The sequence below is a fragment of the Streptomyces sp. Ag82_O1-12 genome (assembly GCF_900182715.1).
In the GTDB taxonomy this organism is placed as follows: domain Bacteria; phylum Actinomycetota; class Actinomycetes; order Streptomycetales; family Streptomycetaceae; genus Streptomyces; species Streptomyces massasporeus.
Genome location: NZ_FXUW01000001.1, coordinates 5,740,619 through 5,756,884, shown reverse-complemented (window position 1 = coordinate 5,756,884; position 16,266 = coordinate 5,740,619). Strand labels below are relative to the sequence as shown.

General features: G+C 71.1%; 13 protein-coding genes. 9 read left to right on the top strand and 4 right to left on the bottom strand.

Annotated features, from left to right (window positions below; all coding sequences use genetic code 11):
* Nucleotides 1-231: 231 nt before the first annotated feature.
* Nucleotides 232-1,017: a protein phosphatase 2C domain-containing protein gene (locus tag QOL88_RS26595; protein WP_097220378.1), complete on the top strand. Its 786-nt coding sequence runs from the start codon at nt 232-234 to the stop codon at nt 1,015-1,017.
* Between the two features lie 39 nt (nt 1,018-1,056).
* Here QOL88_RS26595 and QOL88_RS26590 read toward each other — a convergent pair whose 3' ends face one another.
* Entirely contained in the window at nt 1,057-1,548 is a 492-nt protein-coding gene (locus QOL88_RS26590; RefSeq protein ID WP_097220374.1) for a MarR family winged helix-turn-helix transcriptional regulator, read from the bottom strand.
* Between the two features lie 190 nt (nt 1,549-1,738).
* Nucleotides 1,739-4,153, bottom strand: a complete 2,415-nt coding sequence (gene lon / locus QOL88_RS26585) for an endopeptidase La (RefSeq protein WP_097220373.1) — start codon at nt 4,151-4,153, stop codon at nt 1,739-1,741.
* 175 nt (nt 4,154-4,328) lie between these two features.
* Between lon and QOL88_RS26580 the strand changes: the two genes are divergently transcribed.
* On the top strand, nt 4,329-4,988 hold the full coding sequence (locus tag QOL88_RS26580; protein WP_097220370.1) for a GNAT family N-acetyltransferase: 660 nt from the start codon (nt 4,329-4,331) through the stop codon (nt 4,986-4,988).
* A gap of 12 nt (nt 4,989-5,000) precedes the next feature.
* Here QOL88_RS26580 and QOL88_RS26575 read toward each other — a convergent pair whose 3' ends face one another.
* A complete protein-coding gene (locus QOL88_RS26575; protein ID WP_097220367.1) occupies nt 5,001-5,801 on the bottom strand; it encodes a rhomboid-like protein in 801 nt (266 codons plus the stop codon).
* Between the two features lie 181 nt (nt 5,802-5,982).
* Between QOL88_RS26575 and QOL88_RS26570 the strand changes: the two genes are divergently transcribed.
* From QOL88_RS26570 to QOL88_RS26550, 5 genes are all read left to right on the top strand, one after another.
* Nucleotides 5,983-6,660, top strand: a complete 678-nt coding sequence (locus QOL88_RS26570; protein ID WP_097220364.1) for a spermine/spermidine synthase domain-containing protein — start codon at nt 5,983-5,985, stop codon at nt 6,658-6,660.
* Between the two features lie 136 nt (nt 6,661-6,796).
* Nucleotides 6,797-7,537: a response regulator transcription factor gene (locus QOL88_RS26565; protein WP_030851757.1), complete on the top strand. Its 741-nt coding sequence runs from the start codon at nt 6,797-6,799 to the stop codon at nt 7,535-7,537.
* The gene (locus tag QOL88_RS26560) at nt 7,534-8,646 is read left to right on the top strand and encodes a HAMP domain-containing sensor histidine kinase (RefSeq protein WP_097220361.1); all 1,113 of its coding nucleotides are present in this window, start codon (nt 7,534-7,536) and stop codon (nt 8,644-8,646) included. Before QOL88_RS26565 ends, QOL88_RS26560 begins: the two co-directional genes overlap by 4 nt.
* A 281-nt stretch (nt 8,647-8,927) precedes the next feature.
* On the top strand, nt 8,928-12,767 hold the full coding sequence (locus tag QOL88_RS26555; RefSeq protein ID WP_097220358.1) for a multifunctional oxoglutarate decarboxylase/oxoglutarate dehydrogenase thiamine pyrophosphate-binding subunit/dihydrolipoyllysine-residue succinyltransferase subunit: 3,840 nt from the start codon (nt 8,928-8,930) through the stop codon (nt 12,765-12,767).
* Between the two features lie 87 nt (nt 12,768-12,854).
* Nucleotides 12,855-13,034, top strand: a complete 180-nt coding sequence (locus tag QOL88_RS26550; RefSeq protein ID WP_003992906.1) for a DUF6104 family protein — start codon at nt 12,855-12,857, stop codon at nt 13,032-13,034.
* 206 nt (nt 13,035-13,240) lie between these two features.
* Here QOL88_RS26550 and QOL88_RS26545 read toward each other — a convergent pair whose 3' ends face one another.
* Nucleotides 13,241-14,071: a hypothetical protein gene (locus tag QOL88_RS26545; protein WP_097220355.1), complete on the bottom strand. Its 831-nt coding sequence runs from the start codon at nt 14,069-14,071 to the stop codon at nt 13,241-13,243.
* Between the two features lie 148 nt (nt 14,072-14,219).
* Between QOL88_RS26545 and QOL88_RS26540 the strand changes: the two genes are divergently transcribed.
* Entirely contained in the window at nt 14,220-15,191 is a 972-nt protein-coding gene (locus tag QOL88_RS26540) for a DUF4097 family beta strand repeat-containing protein (RefSeq protein ID WP_097220352.1), read from the top strand.
* A gap of 1 nt (nt 15,192) precedes the next feature.
* Nucleotides 15,193-16,260 carry a helix-turn-helix transcriptional regulator gene (locus QOL88_RS26535; protein ID WP_097220349.1) on the top strand — a complete coding sequence of 356 codons (1,068 nt, stop codon included), beginning with the start codon at nt 15,193-15,195 and terminating at the stop codon, nt 16,258-16,260.
* Nucleotides 16,261-16,266: the final 6 nt, after the last annotated feature.

Sequence of the window (16,266 nt, the reverse complement as noted above, 5' to 3'; positions counted from 1 at the left end):
GAGTGAACCCCGGACGGGAGTTGAGAGGCAAGTTCCGCCGGCCTTTGCAGCGGCCTTGCGCGGCACGCCGGTTGGACGACGGCGACGGCCGGTGGCAGTATTCGCCACCACGCCTTCCCGGAACAAATCATTCCATCCCAAACCTGGCGTCCGACCTGCGCGACCGCGCCGGTCCGGCAGTCATTGCCGGTCTTTTGCGGACACCGTGAAGGGCTCGTGCAGACTGGCTGGATGCGTACTGAACTCGCCTCGGAGCCGGGAGACGCCGACCGCCCCAACGAGGACTTCGCCGGTGTCGGACTACCCGCCTCGGGACAGGGCGGTTCGGTCGTCGTCCTGGACGGGGTCACACCACCGAAGACCGGGACGGGCTGTCTGCATTCCGTCCCCTGGTTCACGGCGCGCCTCGGTGGAGCACTGACCGAACTGACCGTTTCACTCTCGGATGTTCCCCTGATCGACGCCTTGTCCCGTGCCATCGCGCGTACCTCCGAGGCACACGCCGCAACCTGTGACCTTTCTCACCCTCGAACTCCCCAGGCCACGGTGGTCGCCGCCCGATGGAATCCGGACACGGTGGAGTACCTGGTCCTGTCGGACTCGGCTCTTCTGCTGGAGTCCCCAGACGGCGTGGTGACCCCCGTCCTCGACGACCGTCTGGCCCTGCTCCCCCGCTCGGCGCTGGCGACGGACGCGCAGGTGGACGCCACGCTCCGGAACGTGGAGGGCGGCTTCTTCACGGCGGCGGCCGACCCCTCGGTGGCGGCCCGGGCGGTGACCGGGTCGGTGCCCCGCGGTCAGGTACGTGCCCTGGCCGCGCTGACGGACGGGGCGACCCGCTGGGTCGAGCGGTTCGAGGAGGGCGACTGGACGGACTGCTTCCACCTGGTCCGCAAGGAGGGTCCCCAGGCACTGGTGGACCGCGTCCGGGCTCTGGAGAGGTCGGACGCCGCGGTGACCTTCCTGGGCCGGAGCAAGCGTCACGACGACGCGACGGCCGTGTACGTCGAGTTCTAGGGCCTGATCCACACGACAGGCCCTGGACGCTCGCCCGGCCTACTTCTCCATACCGCGGTTGAGCTGGTTCAGCAGCCGGGCCAGTTCCGTGACCTCGCGGGAGTCCCAGTCGGCCAGGCGGCCGGCGTAGCGGGCGCGGCGGGCCTCCCGGACCCGGCGGACGCGGTCGTGCCCCTCCTGGGTGAGGGCGACGAGCCAGGCGCGTCCGTCGGCGGGGTCGGGCTCACGCGCGACCAGCCCGAGGTCCTCCAGGGCGCGCAGCTGGCGGGACATCGTCGCCTTGCCGACCCCGATGTAGGCGGCGAGCTCGGTGGCCCGCTGCTTCCCGCACTCGTCCAGCCGGACGAGCAGGCCGTACGCGGACGACTCCAGGTCGGGGTGGACCTCGCGGGCCATCTCGCCCTGACTGGCCCGGGCCCGCCGCAGCAGCACGGTCAGCTCGCGCTCCAGCGCCAGGAAGGCAGGCTGGTCCACACCGCTTCCGGCCAGACCGGCGTCCCGGTGTCCGTCGTCGTTGCCGCCCTCGTGCACGTCAGCCCCTGCCTCGGTCGTCGCCCGGTCGTGAGAGTTCCGGTACCTGGATTTTCCGCCACCTGCCGTGATCACCGCAGTTCGGCAAGTATTCCGCAGGTCAGGGCGTCCGTGTCCACAGGGCCACCACATGGTGAAGGCCCGGGCCTCCCACACGGGAACCCGGGCCTCCCCTGTCCGGTCACGCCCGTCACGCCGCGACCGGAACCTCCGGCTCGGCGCCCGCGGTGGCGGGCGCGAGCGCCAGCTCCAGAACCTGGCGGACGTCGGTGACGGCGTGGACGTCGAGCTTGTCCAGCACCTCCGCCGGGACGTCGTCCAGGTCGGGCTCGTTGCGCTTGGGGATGATCACCGTGGTGACACCGGCCCGGTGCGCGGCGAGCAGCTTCTGCTTCACACCGCCGATCGGCAGGACCCGCCCGGTGAGCGAGACCTCGCCGGTCATCGCCACGTCGGTGCGGACCAGCCGGCCGGAGAGCAGGGACGCGAGGGCGGTGGTCATCGTGATGCCGGCACTCGGGCCGTCCTTGGGGACCGCGCCCGCCGGGAAGTGGATGTGCACGCCCCGGTCCTTGAGATCGCCCACCGGCAGCTCCAGCTCGGCGCCGCGGGAGCGCAGGAAGCTGAGCGCGATCTGCGCGGACTCCTTCATCACGTCGCCCAGCTGACCGGTCAGGGTCAGCCCGGCCGCGCCCGTCTCCGGGTCGGCCAGCGACGCCTCGACGAACAGCACGTCACCGCCGGCCCCGGTCACCGCGAGCCCGGTCGCCACGCCCGGCACGGACGTCCGCCGCTCGGCCGGGTCCTGGGCGGACTCGGGCACGTGGTGCGGTCGGCCGATCAGGTCGCGCAGGTCTTCGTCCCGGACGGTGAAGGGCAGCTTCCGCTCGCCCAGTTCGTGCTGGGCGGCGACCTTGCGCAGCAGCCGCGCGACGGACCGCTCCAGGGTGCGCACGCCCGCCTCGCGCGTGTACTCACCGGCGAGCTTGCGCAGCGCGCCCTCGTCGATGGTCACCTCGTCCTTGCCGAGTCCGGCCCGCTCCAGCTGGCGCGGGAGCAGGTGGTCACGGGCGATGACGACCTTCTCGTCCTCGGTGTAGCCGTCCAGGCGGACGATCTCCATCCGGTCGGCGAGCGCCTCCGGGATCGCCTCCAACACGTTGGCGGTCGCGAGGAAGACGACGTCCGACAGGTCCAGCTCGACCTCCAGGTAGTGGTCCCGGAAGGTGTGGTTCTGCGCCGGGTCGAGGACTTCGAGGAGGGCGGCGGCCGGGTCGCCCCGGAAGTCCGAGCCCACCTTGTCGATCTCGTCGAGGAGCACGACCGGGTTCATCGACCCGGCCTCCTTGATGGCCCGGACGACCCGGCCCGGCAGGGCTCCGACGTACGTACGCCGGTGGCCGCGGATCTCGGCCTCGTCGCGGACGCCGCCGAGGGCGACGCGCACGAACGTGCGGCCCATGGCGTGGGCGACGGACTCGCCGAGGCTGGTCTTGCCGACGCCGGGCGGCCCGACGAGCGCGAGCACGGCACCGCCGCGCCGCCCGCCGACCACGCCGAGGCCCCGGTCGTCACGCCGCTTGCGCACCGCCAGGTACTCGGTGATCCGCTCCTTCACGTCCTCGAGACCGGAGTGCTCCGCGTCCAGGACCGCCTTGGCGCCCCGGATGTCGTACGCGTCCTCGGTGCGCTCGTTCCACGGCATCTCCAGGACCGTGTCGAGCCAGGTGCGGATCCAGGAGCCCTCGGGCGACTGGTCGGAGGACCGCTCCAGCTTGTCGACCTCCTTGAGTGCGGCCTCGCGGACCTTCTCGGGCAGGTCGGCGGCCTCCACGCGCGTGCGGTAGTCGTCGGACTCCTCGCCCTCCTGCTCGCCGCCCAGCTCGCGCAGCTCCTTGCGGACGGCTTCCAGCTGACGCCGCAGCAGGAACTCGCGCTGCTGCTTGTCGACGCCCTCCTGGACGTCCTTGGCGATGGACTCGGCCACGTCCTGCTCGGCGAGGTGGTCGCGCAGCTGCTGGGTGGCGAGCTTCAACCGGGCCACCGGGTCGGCGGTCTCCAGCAGCTCGACCTTCTGGTCGGTGGTCAGGAACGGCGAGTAGCCGGAGTTGTCGGCCAGCGCCGAGACGTCGTCGATGGCCTGCACCCGGTCGACGACCTGCCAGGCGCCGCGCTTGCGCAGCCAGGCGGTGGCGAGGGCCTTGTACTCCTTGACCAGTTCGGCGAGATGACCGGGCAGGGGCTCCGGCACGGTCTCGTCGACGCTGGTGCCCTCGACCCAGAGGGCGGCACCGGGACCGGTGGTCCCCGCGCCGATGCGCACCCGGCTCCGGCCGCGGATCAGGGCGCCCGGATCGCCGTCGGCCAGCCGGCCGACCTGCTCGACGGTGCCGAGGACACCGGTGTTCGCGTAGGTCCCGTCGATGCGTGGCACCAGGAGTACCCGGGGCTTTCCGGGTGTTGTCCGGGCAGCGGCCTGAGCGGCCTCCACCGCGGCACGGACCTCGGAGTCGCTCAGGTCCAGCGGGACCACCATGCCGGGCAGCACGACCTCGCCGTCGAGCGGCAGCACGGGCAGGGTGAGCGGTGTGGACGTCGAAGCCATGATCTCCCCTTCGGCAGTCAAGTTGAGCTATGCCGACTCAATGCTTGAGCGGGTCCGGATGTTCCCCCCTCGCTGTTCGCTGTCAGCGATCACTCATGACGCCGGGAACGGGAGGACGCGTAGGCTCCGGGATGTAAGAGCCACTAGGGCTAATCAGCCGTTACAGGGGGCGGGCGTGGACGAGACCGTGCAGGCATGGGTGAACGGGTGGGTCGTGTCTCGCGGGGCGGCTCCGCCCGTGACCGAGCCATGGGGCTGGACCATCGACATGGGGACGTACGGGCACGTCACGCGGCATGTGTTCGGCGCGACGGACGAGGGTCTCGACGAGACGACCGTGCGCAAGGTGGCCGGGGCGGTGACCGGGCAGGGCGTGTGGCTGAAGGCGTTCCGGGATCCGTCGGTGGTCGCCGGCTGGCTGGACGACGGCTGGTGGATCGACCCCGAGCCCGGCTTCCTGATGAGGGTTCCGCTGGCGCCGGACGGCGCTCCGGCCGCCCCCGAGGGCTACCGGCTGCGCGAGTGGTCGCGCGGCGGGGTGACCCGCGTGATGGTGGCCGCGCCGGACGGGTCCCTGGCGGCACGCGGCCAGATCGCCCCGACGGGCGTGACCGCCGTCGTCGACCAGGTCGAGACGGCCCCCGGCCATCGCCGCAAGGGTCTGGGCAGCGTCGTCATGCGGACGCTGCAGAACGCCGCCGTCCACCAGGGGGCGCGGACCGGCGTCCTGGCCGGCACTCCCGCGGGGCGAGGGCTCTACGAGGCACTCGGCTGGGAGGTGGCGGCCCTGCTGACCAGCGCGAAGCACGACCCGCCGACCTCCGCTCGGGCCTGAGGGGCCCGGCGGTCAGACCCTGGCCGGGCGAGAGCGGGCCGCATACGAGCGCCGGACCACCGGCCAGGTCACGAGCCCGACACCCAGGGCGATGAGGTGCCCCCAGTTCGTCATCGGGTCGGCGAAGGCGAGCAGGTCCTGGAGCAGCATCCACCCGAAGCCGGCCAGCAGCGGCAGGCGCAGCCACAGCGGCAGCAGACCGGCCAGGGCGCCGATGCCCGCGGCGACACCGAAGCTGACGCCGTAGTCGAGGCGGTGCAGGGAGCTGTCGGGAAGATGCCCGGCCAGCACCGCGAGCCCTACGGGCACCTCGGTCGCGAGGGTGGCGAGGACATGCCCGAGCAGGAAGACCCCGGCCGTGCGCAGGCCCCCGATCCGCCGTTCCAGCGCGGTCAGCACCAGCACGAAGGCGATGGCGAACGGCGAGGTCACCCCGCCGGCGACCCACAGCGCGCTGCCGATCAGCACCAGCTCCGGCGTGCGCACCAGGTGCGCCATGTCCGTACTGGAGCCCTGGAGCAGGGCGTGCACCAGGGCCGGGTCCGCGTACGCGGCGATCAGCGAGGTGAGGCAGAGGAGCGTCGCGTAGCCGAAGGTGAACGGCGTGCCCGTGGGGGTGGGCAGCAGCAGCCAGGGGCGGAGCGTCCGGGAACGGGGCACTGCCGCCGGGGCGGGCTCCCCTGCTCCCGCGACCGCCGTTCCCTTGGGGCTCCGCTGCCGCGGCATCCCGTCGAGCAGCCCGGACACGTCGGAGAGGGGCGCGTCCACCGGCGGGGGTGTGGCCGGCTCGCGGGGCGGCGCGGTGCGTTCCAAAACGGGCACTCCTTCCGTCATGTCCCAGCCTTCGCTCCCGACACCGCACTGTCTGTGACCTGCGCCACGCGGAAGCCGATTCACAGCAACCCGAAAGCCCCGTCCCGCGTCCTCCCTCGGGCCCTCGGGCCCTCGGCGAATTGACGGGCGCCACTGCGCCCACTCCTGCCAGGATGCCCCCATGCCTAGCTCGTACGACATTCCCGAGGTCCTGGACCGTCGCGAGGGCCCGCACGGTGAGGTGGTGCTGCGGCGGCACGGCGACCAGCTGGAGATCATCGCCAACGGCTGTTTCCTGATGGACACCTCCGACGGCCGCTCGGAGCGGCTGCTGGTCGACGCCGCCCTGGACGCCCTGGACGGCCGGGACCGCCCCCACGTCCTGATCGGCGGACTCGGCGTGGGCTTCTCCCTCGCGCACGCCGCGGCGGACCAGCGCTGGGGACGGATCACGGTGGTGGAACGCGAGCACGCGATCGTCGAATGGCATCGCGACGGCCCGCTCTCGGCGCTCTCCGCCCCGGCCCTGGCGGACCCCCGCGCGAAAATCGTCGAGGCCGATCTCGTCGCACACGTCAATGAGACATCCGACACGTACGACGCCCTGTGCCTCGACATCGACAACGGACCCGACTGGACCGTCACCGAGGGCAACGGAAATCTCTACCGGGAAGCCGGACTGGCAAGCTGTGCGCGGGTGTTGAGACCTGGTGGGGTTCTCGCCGTCTGGTCCGCCCAACCGTCTGCCGAATTCGAGGAAACCTTGCGGAATGCCGGGTTCCAGCGGGTGCGTACCGAAGAGATCCCGGTTGCCCGGGGCGTTCCGGACGTCGTGCATCTCGGCATCCGCCCTGGATAGCAAAGGCGTGCTGACTCCCCGTACGCTGCTCCTCTGACGCCGATCATTCAAGCGTCAATCGCAACCATGCGCAGGCATAGCCAGTCAGAAGGAATCACCCCACTGATTCCGGGAAAGCACACCCCAGGGGCGGGCGATGGAGCAGACACAGACCTCCCACAACGGTTCGGCGACGGCTACTCCGGGCGCACAGCGCCGGGTCCTGGTGGTCGAGGACGACGCGACGATCGTGGACGCCATCGCGACCCGCCTGCGGGCCGAGGGATTCCTCGTGCAAACGGCGGGTGACGGTCCGGCCGCGGTCGACACGGCCGAGGCGTGGCAGCCCGACCTGCTGATTCTCGACATCATGCTGCCCGGCTTCGACGGCCTTGAGGTCTGCCGGCGCGTGCAGGCCGCCCGCCCGGTGCCGGTGATGATGCTCACCGCGCGCGACGACGAGACCGACATGCTGGTCGGGCTCGGCGTCGGTGCCGACGACTACATGACCAAGCCCTTCTCGATGCGGGAGCTGGCGGCGCGCGTGCACGTCCTGCTGCGCCGGGTGGAGCGGGCCGCCATCGCGGCGGCCACCCCCCGCTCCGGCATCCTGCGCCTCGGCGAGCTGGAGATCGACCACGCGCAGCGCCGGGTCCGGGTGCGCAGCGAGGACGTTCACCTGACGCCCACCGAGTTCGACCTGCTGGTGTGCCTGGCGAACACCCCGCGTGCGGTGCTCTCCCGTGAGCAGCTGCTCGCCGAGGTCTGGGACTGGGCGGACGCCTCCGGCACCCGCACGGTCGACAGCCACATCAAGGCGCTCCGCCGGAAGATCGGCGCCGAGCGGATCCGCACGGTGCACGGCGTCGGTTACGCCCTGGAGACCCCGACTCCATGAGCGGTGGGCCGGCCGGACGGAGAATCCCCGGGGAGCCGGATCCCTGGGGCGGGGTGAGCCCGTTCTCGATCAAGACCAAGCTGGGCGCGCTCGTCGTCATCTCGGTGCTGATCACCACGGGCCTGTCGGTGATCGCGGTGCACACCAAGACGGAACTGCGCTTCATCACGGTCTTCTCGATGATCGCCACACTTCTCATTACGCAGTTCGTGGCCCATTCACTCACCGCACCGCTGGACGAGATGACCGCGGTGGCCCGCTCCATCTCCCAGGGCGACTACACCCGCCGCACGCGGGAGAACCGCCGTGACGAGCTGGGCGACCTGGCCGTGACGATCAACGCCATGGCCGACGAGCTGGAGGCCCAGGACAGCCAGCGCAAGGAACTCGTGGCGAATGTCTCGCACGAGCTGCGCACGCCCATCGCGGGTCTGCGCGCGGTGCTGGAGAACATCGTCGACGGGGTCACGCAGGCCGACCCGGAGACGATGCGCACGGCGCTGAAGCAGACCGAGCGCCTCGGGCGGCTGGTGGAGACGCTGCTGGACCTGTCCCGCCTGGACAACGGCGTCGTACCGCTGAAACAGCGGCGGTTCGAGGTGTGGCCCTATCTGTCCGGCGTGCTCAAGGAGGCCAACATGGTCGCCTCCGTGCGCGCGGGCATCGCGACCGGCTCGGGCAGTCACACCCGTACGGACGTCCATCTGCACCTCGACGTCCATCCACCGGAGTTGACCGCGCACGCCGACCCGGAGCGCATCCACCAGGTCGTCGCCAACCTCATCGACAACGCGGTCAAGCACAGCCCCCCGCACGGCCGGGTGACGGTCAAGGCGCGGCGCGGTGCCCTGCCGGAGTCGCTGGAGCTGGAAGTTCTGGACGAGGGGCCCGGCATTCCGAAGTCCGAATGGCACCGCGTCTTCGAGCGGTTCAACCGCGGCAGCGCCAAGCGGCCGCAGGGGCCGGGCAGTGACGGCGGCACGGGACTCGGTCTGGCGATCGCCCGCTGGGCGGTGGACCTGCACGGGGGCCGGATCGGAGTGGCCGAATCCGAGCGGGGTTGCCGGATTCTTGTCACTCTTCCGGGACTGTCATCTCTGCCAAATTGACGTAAAGTTCGAAGCGGAGTCACAAGATCCACGGGCGTCCGCGCTGACGGACACGTGTGATCAGGCACAGGCCCGCGCCATCGGCGCCCGGGGCCGTGCCCCGCTCTTCCCTCCTGAAGCGGAACCACGCTTGTTTCCCGCCATTTCAAGCCCCGAAACACAGTTCCAGATGTGACTTGCACGACGTTGCACGGGCCCGACCTGACCTTCCCCCTCGAGGGGGCGTAGCCTTGATTCCCGCTGTCCATCATCTTGTGAAGCGGAAGAGGGCGGTTGCCGCCGTGTCGCCACAGTCCCCCAGTAACTCGAGCATCTCGACCGACACCGACCAAGCGGGGAAGAACCCTGCCGCGTCGTTCGGTGCCAACGAGTGGCTCGTCGACGAGATCTATCAGCAGTACCTCCAGGACCCGAATTCGGTAGACCGAGCCTGGTGGGACTTCTTCGCCGACTACAAGCCAGGGGCGGCCGCCGCCCCGGCTCCGGCGGGTACCGCGGCCGCGGGGGCCGCGGGGACCACCACCGCTCAGGCGGCCGCTCCGGCCGCTCCCGCCCAGGCCCCCGCCCCGGCGGCCGAGAAGCCCGCCGCCGCACCGGCTCCCGCCCCGGCTCCGGCCCAGGCGAAGCCCGCCGCACAGGCACCGGCCCAGGCCCCCGCTCCGGCGCAGGCCGCCCCGGCCACGAAGCCGGCCGCCACGCCGGCCGCCAAGCCGGCCGCCGCGAAGAAGGCCGAGCCCGCCGGTGAGGCCCCCTCGGGCCCCGAGCAGATCGTCCTGCGCGGCCCCGCCGCCGCGGTCGCGAAGAACATGAACGCCTCCCTGGAGGTGCCCACGGCCACGTCCGTGCGCGCGGTCCCGGTGAAGCTGCTCTTCGACAACCGCATCGTCATCAACAACCACCTGAAGCGCGCCCGGGGCGGGAAGATCTCCTTCACGCACCTGATCGGCTACGCGATGGTGCAGGCCATCAAGGCCATGCCGTCGATGAACTACTCCTTCGCGGAGAAGGACGGCAAGCCGACCCTGGTCAAGCCGGAGCACGTCAACTTCGGCCTCGCGATCGACCTGGTCAAGCCCAACGGCGACCGCCAGCTCGTGGTCGCGGGCATCAAGAAGGCCGAGACGCTGAACTTCTTCGAGTTCTGGCAGGCCTACGAGGACATCGTCCGCCGCGCCCGCGACGGCAAGCTGGGCATGGACGACTTCACCGGTGTGACGGTCTCCCTGACCAACCCCGGCGGCCTCGGCACCGTGCACTCCGTGCCGCGTCTGATGCCCGGCCAGTCGGTGATCATGGGCGTCGGCTCCATGGACTACCCGGCCGAGTTCCAGGGCACGTCCCAGGACACGCTGAACAAGCTCGGCATCTCGAAGGTCATGACGCTCACGTCGACCTACGACCACCGGGTCATCCAGGGCGCCGCCTCCGGCGAGTTCCTGCGGATCGTCGCGAACCTCCTCCTCGGTGAGAACGGCTTCTACGACGACATCTTCGAGGCGCTGCGCATCCCCTACGAGCCGGTCCGCTGGCTCAAGGACATCGACGCGTCGCACGACGACGACGTCACGAAGGCCGCCCGCGTCTTCGAGCTGATCCACTCCTACCGGGTCCGCGGCCACGTCATGGCCGACACCGACCCGCTGGAGTACCAGCAGCGCAAGCACCCCGACCTGGACATCACCGAGCACGGCCTCACGCTCTGGGACCTGGAGCGCGAGTTCGCCGTCGGCGGCTTCGCCGGCAAGTCGATGATGAAGCTGCGCGACATCCTCGGCGTCCTGCGCGACTCGTACTGCCGCACCACCGGCATCGAGTTCATGCACATCCAGGACCCGAAGCAGCGCAAGTGGATCCAGGACCGCGTGGAGCGCCCGCACACCAAGCCGGAGCGCGAGGAGCAGCTGCGTATCCTGCGCCGGCTGAACGCGGCGGAGGCCTTCGAGACCTTCCTGCAGACGAAGTACGTCGGCCAGAAGCGCTTCAGCCTGGAGGGCGGCGAGTCCGTCATCCCGCTGCTGGACGCGGTGCTGGACTCGGCCGCCGAGTCCCGCCTGGACGAGGTCGTCGTCGGCATGGCCCACCGCGGCCGCCTGAACGTCCTCGCCAACATCGTCGGCAAGTCGTACGCGCAGATCTTCCGCGAGTTCGAGGGCAACCTCGACCCGAAGTCGATGCACGGCTCCGGCGACGTGAAGTACCACCTGGGCGCCGAGGGCACCTTCACCGGTCTCGACGGCGAGCAGATCGCGGTCTCCCTGGTCGCGAACCCCTCGCACCTGGAGGCGGTGGACCCGGTCCTGGAGGGCGTCTCGCGCGCCAAGCAGGACATCATCAACAAGGGCGGCACGGACTTCACCGTCCTGCCGGTGGCGATCCACGGCGACGCGGCCTTCGCGGGCCAGGGCGTGGTGGCCGAGACCCTGAACATGTCGCAGCTGCGCGGCTACCGCACCGGCGGCACGGTCCACATCGTCATCAACAACCAGGTCGGCTTCACCGCGGCCCCCGAGTCCTCGCGTTCCTCCATGTACGCGACGGACGTGGCTCGCATGATCGAGGCCCCGATCTTCCACGTGAACGGCGACGACCCGGAGGCCGTGGTCCGTGTGGCCCGTCTGGCCTTCGAGTTCCGCCAGGCGTTCAACAAGGACGTGGTGATCGACCTCATCTGCTACCGCCGTCGCGGTCACAACGAGTCGGACAACCCGGCCTTCACCCAGCCGCTGATGTACGACCTGATCGACAAGAAGCGCTCGGTGCGCAAGCTCTACACCGAGTCCCTCATCGGTCGCGGCGACATCACCCTGGAAGAGGCCGAGCAGGCGCTCCAGGACTACCAGGGCCAGCTGGAGAAGGTCTTCACGGAGGTCCGTGAGGCCACGTCCCAGCCGGGCACGATCGAGTCCACGGACCCGCAGGCCGAGTTCCCGGTCGCCGTGAACACCGCGGTGACCACGGAGGTCGTCAAGCGGATCGCCGAGTCCCAGGTCAACATCCCCGACCACATCACCGTCCACCCGCGTCTGCTGCCGCAGTTGCAGCGCCGGGCGTCGATGGTCGAGGACGGCACCATCGACTGGGGCATGGGCGAGACCCTCGCGGTCGGTTCCCTCCTGCTGGAGGGCGTCCCGGTCCGCCTGGCCGGCCAGGACTCGCAGCGCGGTACGTTCGGCCAGCGCCACGCGGTCATCATCGACCGCAGCACCGGCGAGGAGTACACGCCGCTGCAGTACCTCTCCGAGGACCAGGCGCGGCTCAACGTCTACAACTCCCTCCTCTCCGAGTACGCGGCGATGGGCTTCGAGTATGGCTACTCGCTGGCCCGCCCCGAGGCGCTCGTGATGTGGGAGGCGCAGTTCGGCGACTTCGTCAATGGCGCGCAGACGGTCGTGGACGAGTTCATCTCGTCGGCCGAGCAGAAGTGGGCGCAGACCTCCGGTGTCGTCCTGCTCCTGCCGCACGGCTACGAGGGCCAGGGCCCGGACCACTCCTCGGCCCGCCCGGAGCGCTTCCTCCAGATGTGCGCGCAGAACAACATGACGGTCGCCATGCCGACGTCGCCGTCGAACTACTTCCACCTCCTGCGGTGGCAGGTGCACAACCCGCACCACAAGCCGCTGGTGGTCTTCACGCCGAAGTCGATGCTGCGCCTGAAGGCGGCGGCGGCCAAGGCGGAGGAGTTCACGACGGGCCAGTTCCAGCCGGTCATCGGCGACGCGTCGGTGGACGCGGCCGCGGTCAAGAAGGTCGTCTTCTGCGCCGGCAAGGTCTACTACGACCTCGAGGCCGAGCGTCAGAAGCGCGGCGTGACGGACACGGCGATCATCCGCATCGAGCGCCTGTACCCGCTGCCGGGTGCCGAGCTCCAGGCGGAGATCAAGAAGTACCCGAACGCCGAGAAGTACCTGTGGGTCCAGGAGGAGCCGGCGAACCAGGGTGCCTGGCCGTTCATCGCGCTCAACCTGATCGACCACCTGGACCTGGCGGTCGGCGCGGACGTCCCGCACGGCGAGCGGCTGCGGCGCATCTCCCGCCCGCACGGCTCGTCCCCGGCGGTGGGTTCCGCGAAGCGGCACCAGGCGGAGCAGGAGCAGCTGGTGCGTGAGGTGTTCGAGGCGTAAGTCGCCCTCGCGCGTCGTGTACGGCCGGGCCGCATCCCCGCTTCGGGGGTGCGGCCCGGCCGTTTGCGCGCACTTATCCTTGGGGGCATGTACTTCACGGACCGTGGCATCGAGGAACTGGAGAAGCGGCGCGGCGAGGAGGAAGTCACCTTCGAGTGGCTCGCCGAGCAGCTGCGGACGTTCGTCGATCTCAATCCCGACTTCGAGGTACCGGTGGAGCGGCTGGCCACGTGGCTGGCCCGGCTGGACGACGAGGACGACGAGTAGGGGACGAGTCGGGGACTCGCCGGCGTCGGTTGTCCGACGCGGCGGCGAGCCGGGGGCGAGTCGGCGACGGTCGTCCGACGCGGCGGCGAGCCGGGGGCGAGCCGGGGACGGTCGTCCGACGCGGCGACGAGTCGGGGACGCGGTGCCGTCGACCGTCCCACACGGCGACGAGTAGATCCGGTCTCTCGCCCCCCCGACCGGACGCGTCAGTCGCGGGGATGTGTGAGGGCGTAGGTCAGCCCCAGTGCGCCGTGCGCGAGGAGCAGAGCTCCGGCCGTGACCCAGCCGCCACCCCGTCGCCGCAGGCCCTGTACCAGGAGCGGCAGGCCCGCCGCCACCTGCGCCAAGGCCAGGGCGCGGGCCCTGGGGCCGCCCGTCCAGGGCATCCAGGGACCGAGCCGGCTGTGGTTCACGGTGTCGCGTTCCGCGACCGCCTCGCGCCAGCCCGGCCACTCGACGGGCAGGCTGTCCGGCTGTCCGGCGGCGGCCTCCAGGAGGCGCTCGGCGGGTTCGCCCGGGACGAGTTCGGCGGGCAGGGCGACACCCACGCCCGCGAGGACCGCGAGCAGGCCGCGCAGGCGGGCGCGGGCGTGGGCCGCCGAGTCGGGGGTGGTCAGCCGGTCGAGGGCCTGCACGTCCAGGACGGGGTCGAGGCCCAGGCGGGCGGCGAACGCGCGCATCGCCTCGCCCTCGCCGACCGGAACGCCGCTCGCGAGCCACACGAAGCCGACCGGGCGGCGGAAGCCGGACGCGAAGATGAACCCCGCGTGGTCAGGGTCCCACCAGAGGGCGAGGACAGGCCAGGGCGCGCCGACGGCGAGAGCCGTGGTCCACCCTGTGACCACCCGGTCGACGGGCTCGGCACCGTCCCGCCAGGGCCTGCCCTCGGGGACGAGAACGCTCCATTCGTCGCCCGCGCGCGTGAGCCGCATCGGCTCGCGCAACAGGTGGGCGACGGGGGCGACGGACGCGGGCGCCGCCCGGCACAGCAGCAGCGCCCCAGACGCGGGACCGGTGCGGTCAGCTTCCGTCGGCATACTCACACGCTAGGGCGAATCACCTGATTCTGAGCACTTTTGTCCGCCCACTCCTCCCCAGAACGGGTGTCTTGACTTTCCCGGACCGCGATATATCGTGAATACGAGAGGACGCGATATGGCGCGTCGAAGCGGGGAGGTCTGCACCATGTCCGAGTGGTCCGTCACGGAACCGAGCAAGCTCACCTTCGACGAGCCCGTGAGCGATCTGCACGTACGCCTCGTCAACGGAACGGTGAACGTCGTGGGCACCGACGAAGGTTCCGCCCGCCTGGAGATCTCCGAGATCGAGGGACCACCCCTGGTGGTGACCCAGCGGGACGGCGTCCTGACGGTGGCCTACGAGGACCTGCCCTGGAAGGGCTTCCTCAAGTGGCTGGACCGCAAGGGCTGGCGCCGCAGCGCGGTGGTCTCCCTGGCCGTCCCGGCCGGCACCCGCGTGGAGGTGGGCGTGGTCGGCGCGGCCGCCGTGGTCTCCGGGATCCAGGGCCCGGCGGTGGTGAAGGGCGTCACCGGCGACACGACGCTCGTGGGCCTCTCCGGCCCGGTGCGAGCCGACACGGTCTCCGGCAGCCTGGAGGCCCAGGACGTGACCGGCGACCTGCGGTTCAACTCGGTCTCCGGTGACCTCACGGTGGTCGAGGGCTCCGGGCCGTCCGTGCGGGCGGATTCGGTCAGCGGCTCGATGATCGTCGACCTCGACCCGAACGGCCCGACGGACGTCCGGCTGACCAGCGTCTCGGGCGAGATCGCGATCCGGCTGCCGTACCCGGCGGACGCGGAGGTCGAGGCCAACACGGCGAGCGGCTCCGTCTCCAACGCCTTCGACGGCCTGCGGGTGCACGGCCAGTGGGGCGCCCACAAGATCACGGGCCGCCTCGGCGCGGGCACCGGCAAACTGCGGGCCACCACCGTCTCCGGCTCGATCGCCCTGCTGCGCCGGCCCGCCGGGGAGGACGACCCCGATGGGCGAGAGGACATCCCGCCCGCCGCCGGCGGCGCGTCGGCAGCCCCGGGGAGCGGCCCTCAGGGCGGCTCGGGAGACAATTCCGTCTCCGGCCCGGGCGATGCCCCCACCACCACCTCGGCCGACGGCACGACCGACAAGAAGGTGCTCTGACATGCCCCCCGTCTTCGCCCACGGCCGCCTCCGCCTCTACCTGCTCAAGCTGCTGGACGAGGCCCCCCGCCACGGCTACGAGGTGATCCGCCTCCTCGAAGAGCGCTTCCAGGGGCTGTACGCACCATCGGCGGGCACGGTCTACCCGCGCCTGTCCAAGCTGGAGGCCGAAGGCCTGGTCACCCACACCACCGAGGGCGGCCGCAAGGTCTACTCGATCACGGACGCGGGCCGCGCCGAGCTGGCCGACCGCAGCGGCGAGCTGGCCGATCTGGAGCTGGAGATCCGGGAGTCGGTCGCGGAACTGGCCGCGGAGATCCAGGCCGACGTGCGCGGAGCCGCCGGCGACCTGCGCCGCGAGATGCGCGCCGCGGCCACCGAGGCCCGCCGGGACACCGGCACCAGGGCCGACGGCACGACAGGCACCCCCTACAGCGACTTCTCGCAGCACGGCGACAAGGAGGCCTGGCGCATCGCCAAGGAGGAGATGCGCCGCGCCCGGCAGGAGTGGAAGGAACAGGCCCGGCGCGCCAAGGACGAGAGCCGCCGCGCCCGCGAGGACGCCCAGCGCGCCCGCCGCCAGGCGAAGGAGGCCCAGGAGCAGGCCCGGGTCCAGGCCCAGGAGCAGGTGCAGCGCATCACCCGCCGCGTCCAGGAGCAGGTGCAGGACCACTTCGCCCGCGGCGACTGGCCGACGGGCCTGCGCGAGGGCTTGAGTGAACTGGTCAAGGAGGTGGGCGAGTTCGGAAAGGACTACGGCAAGGACTTCGGCAAGGACCTCGGCTTCGACTGGACCGGCACGGCCAGGCCCGCCCCCGAGCCGGCACCCTCAGAGCCCTCGGAGGGCTTCCCAGCCGCCTACGAACCGGCCTGGGCGCACGAGGACGCCGCGGACTCCACCGGCGACCCCGCCCGCGACCTGGACCGTCTGCTCGACCGCTTCCGGGACGACATCCGTGACACGGCCCGCGACCACGGCGTCACCCCCGACCAGTTGCGCGACGCCCGCCACCACCTGTCGACGGCGGCGGCCCACATAGGAGCACTGCTGCGCACGCAGAAGAAGTAGACGCCC

What these genes read in the sequence shown, in the direction of transcription:
- QOL88_RS26595 (WP_097220378.1), top strand. Translation starts at nt 232, where the DNA reads ATGCGTACTGAACTCGCCTCGGAGCCGGGAGACGCCGACCGCCCCAAC.
- lon (WP_097220373.1), bottom strand. Translation starts at nt 4,153, where the DNA reads ATGGCTTCGACGTCCACACCGCTCACCCTGCCCGTGCTGCCGCTCGAC.
- QOL88_RS26570 (WP_097220364.1), top strand. Translation starts at nt 5,983, where the DNA reads ATGCCTAGCTCGTACGACATTCCCGAGGTCCTGGACCGTCGCGAGGGC.
- QOL88_RS26565 (WP_030851757.1), top strand. Translation starts at nt 6,797, where the DNA reads ATGGAGCAGACACAGACCTCCCACAACGGTTCGGCGACGGCTACTCCG.
- QOL88_RS26560 (WP_097220361.1), top strand. Translation starts at nt 7,534, where the DNA reads ATGAGCGGTGGGCCGGCCGGACGGAGAATCCCCGGGGAGCCGGATCCC.
- QOL88_RS26550 (WP_003992906.1), top strand. Translation starts at nt 12,855, where the DNA reads ATGTACTTCACGGACCGTGGCATCGAGGAACTGGAGAAGCGGCGCGGC.
- QOL88_RS26545 (WP_097220355.1), bottom strand. Translation starts at nt 14,071, where the DNA reads ATGCCGACGGAAGCTGACCGCACCGGTCCCGCGTCTGGGGCGCTGCTG.
- QOL88_RS26540 (WP_097220352.1), top strand. Translation starts at nt 14,220, where the DNA reads ATGTCCGAGTGGTCCGTCACGGAACCGAGCAAGCTCACCTTCGACGAG.
- QOL88_RS26535 (WP_097220349.1), top strand. Translation starts at nt 15,193, where the DNA reads ATGCCCCCCGTCTTCGCCCACGGCCGCCTCCGCCTCTACCTGCTCAAG.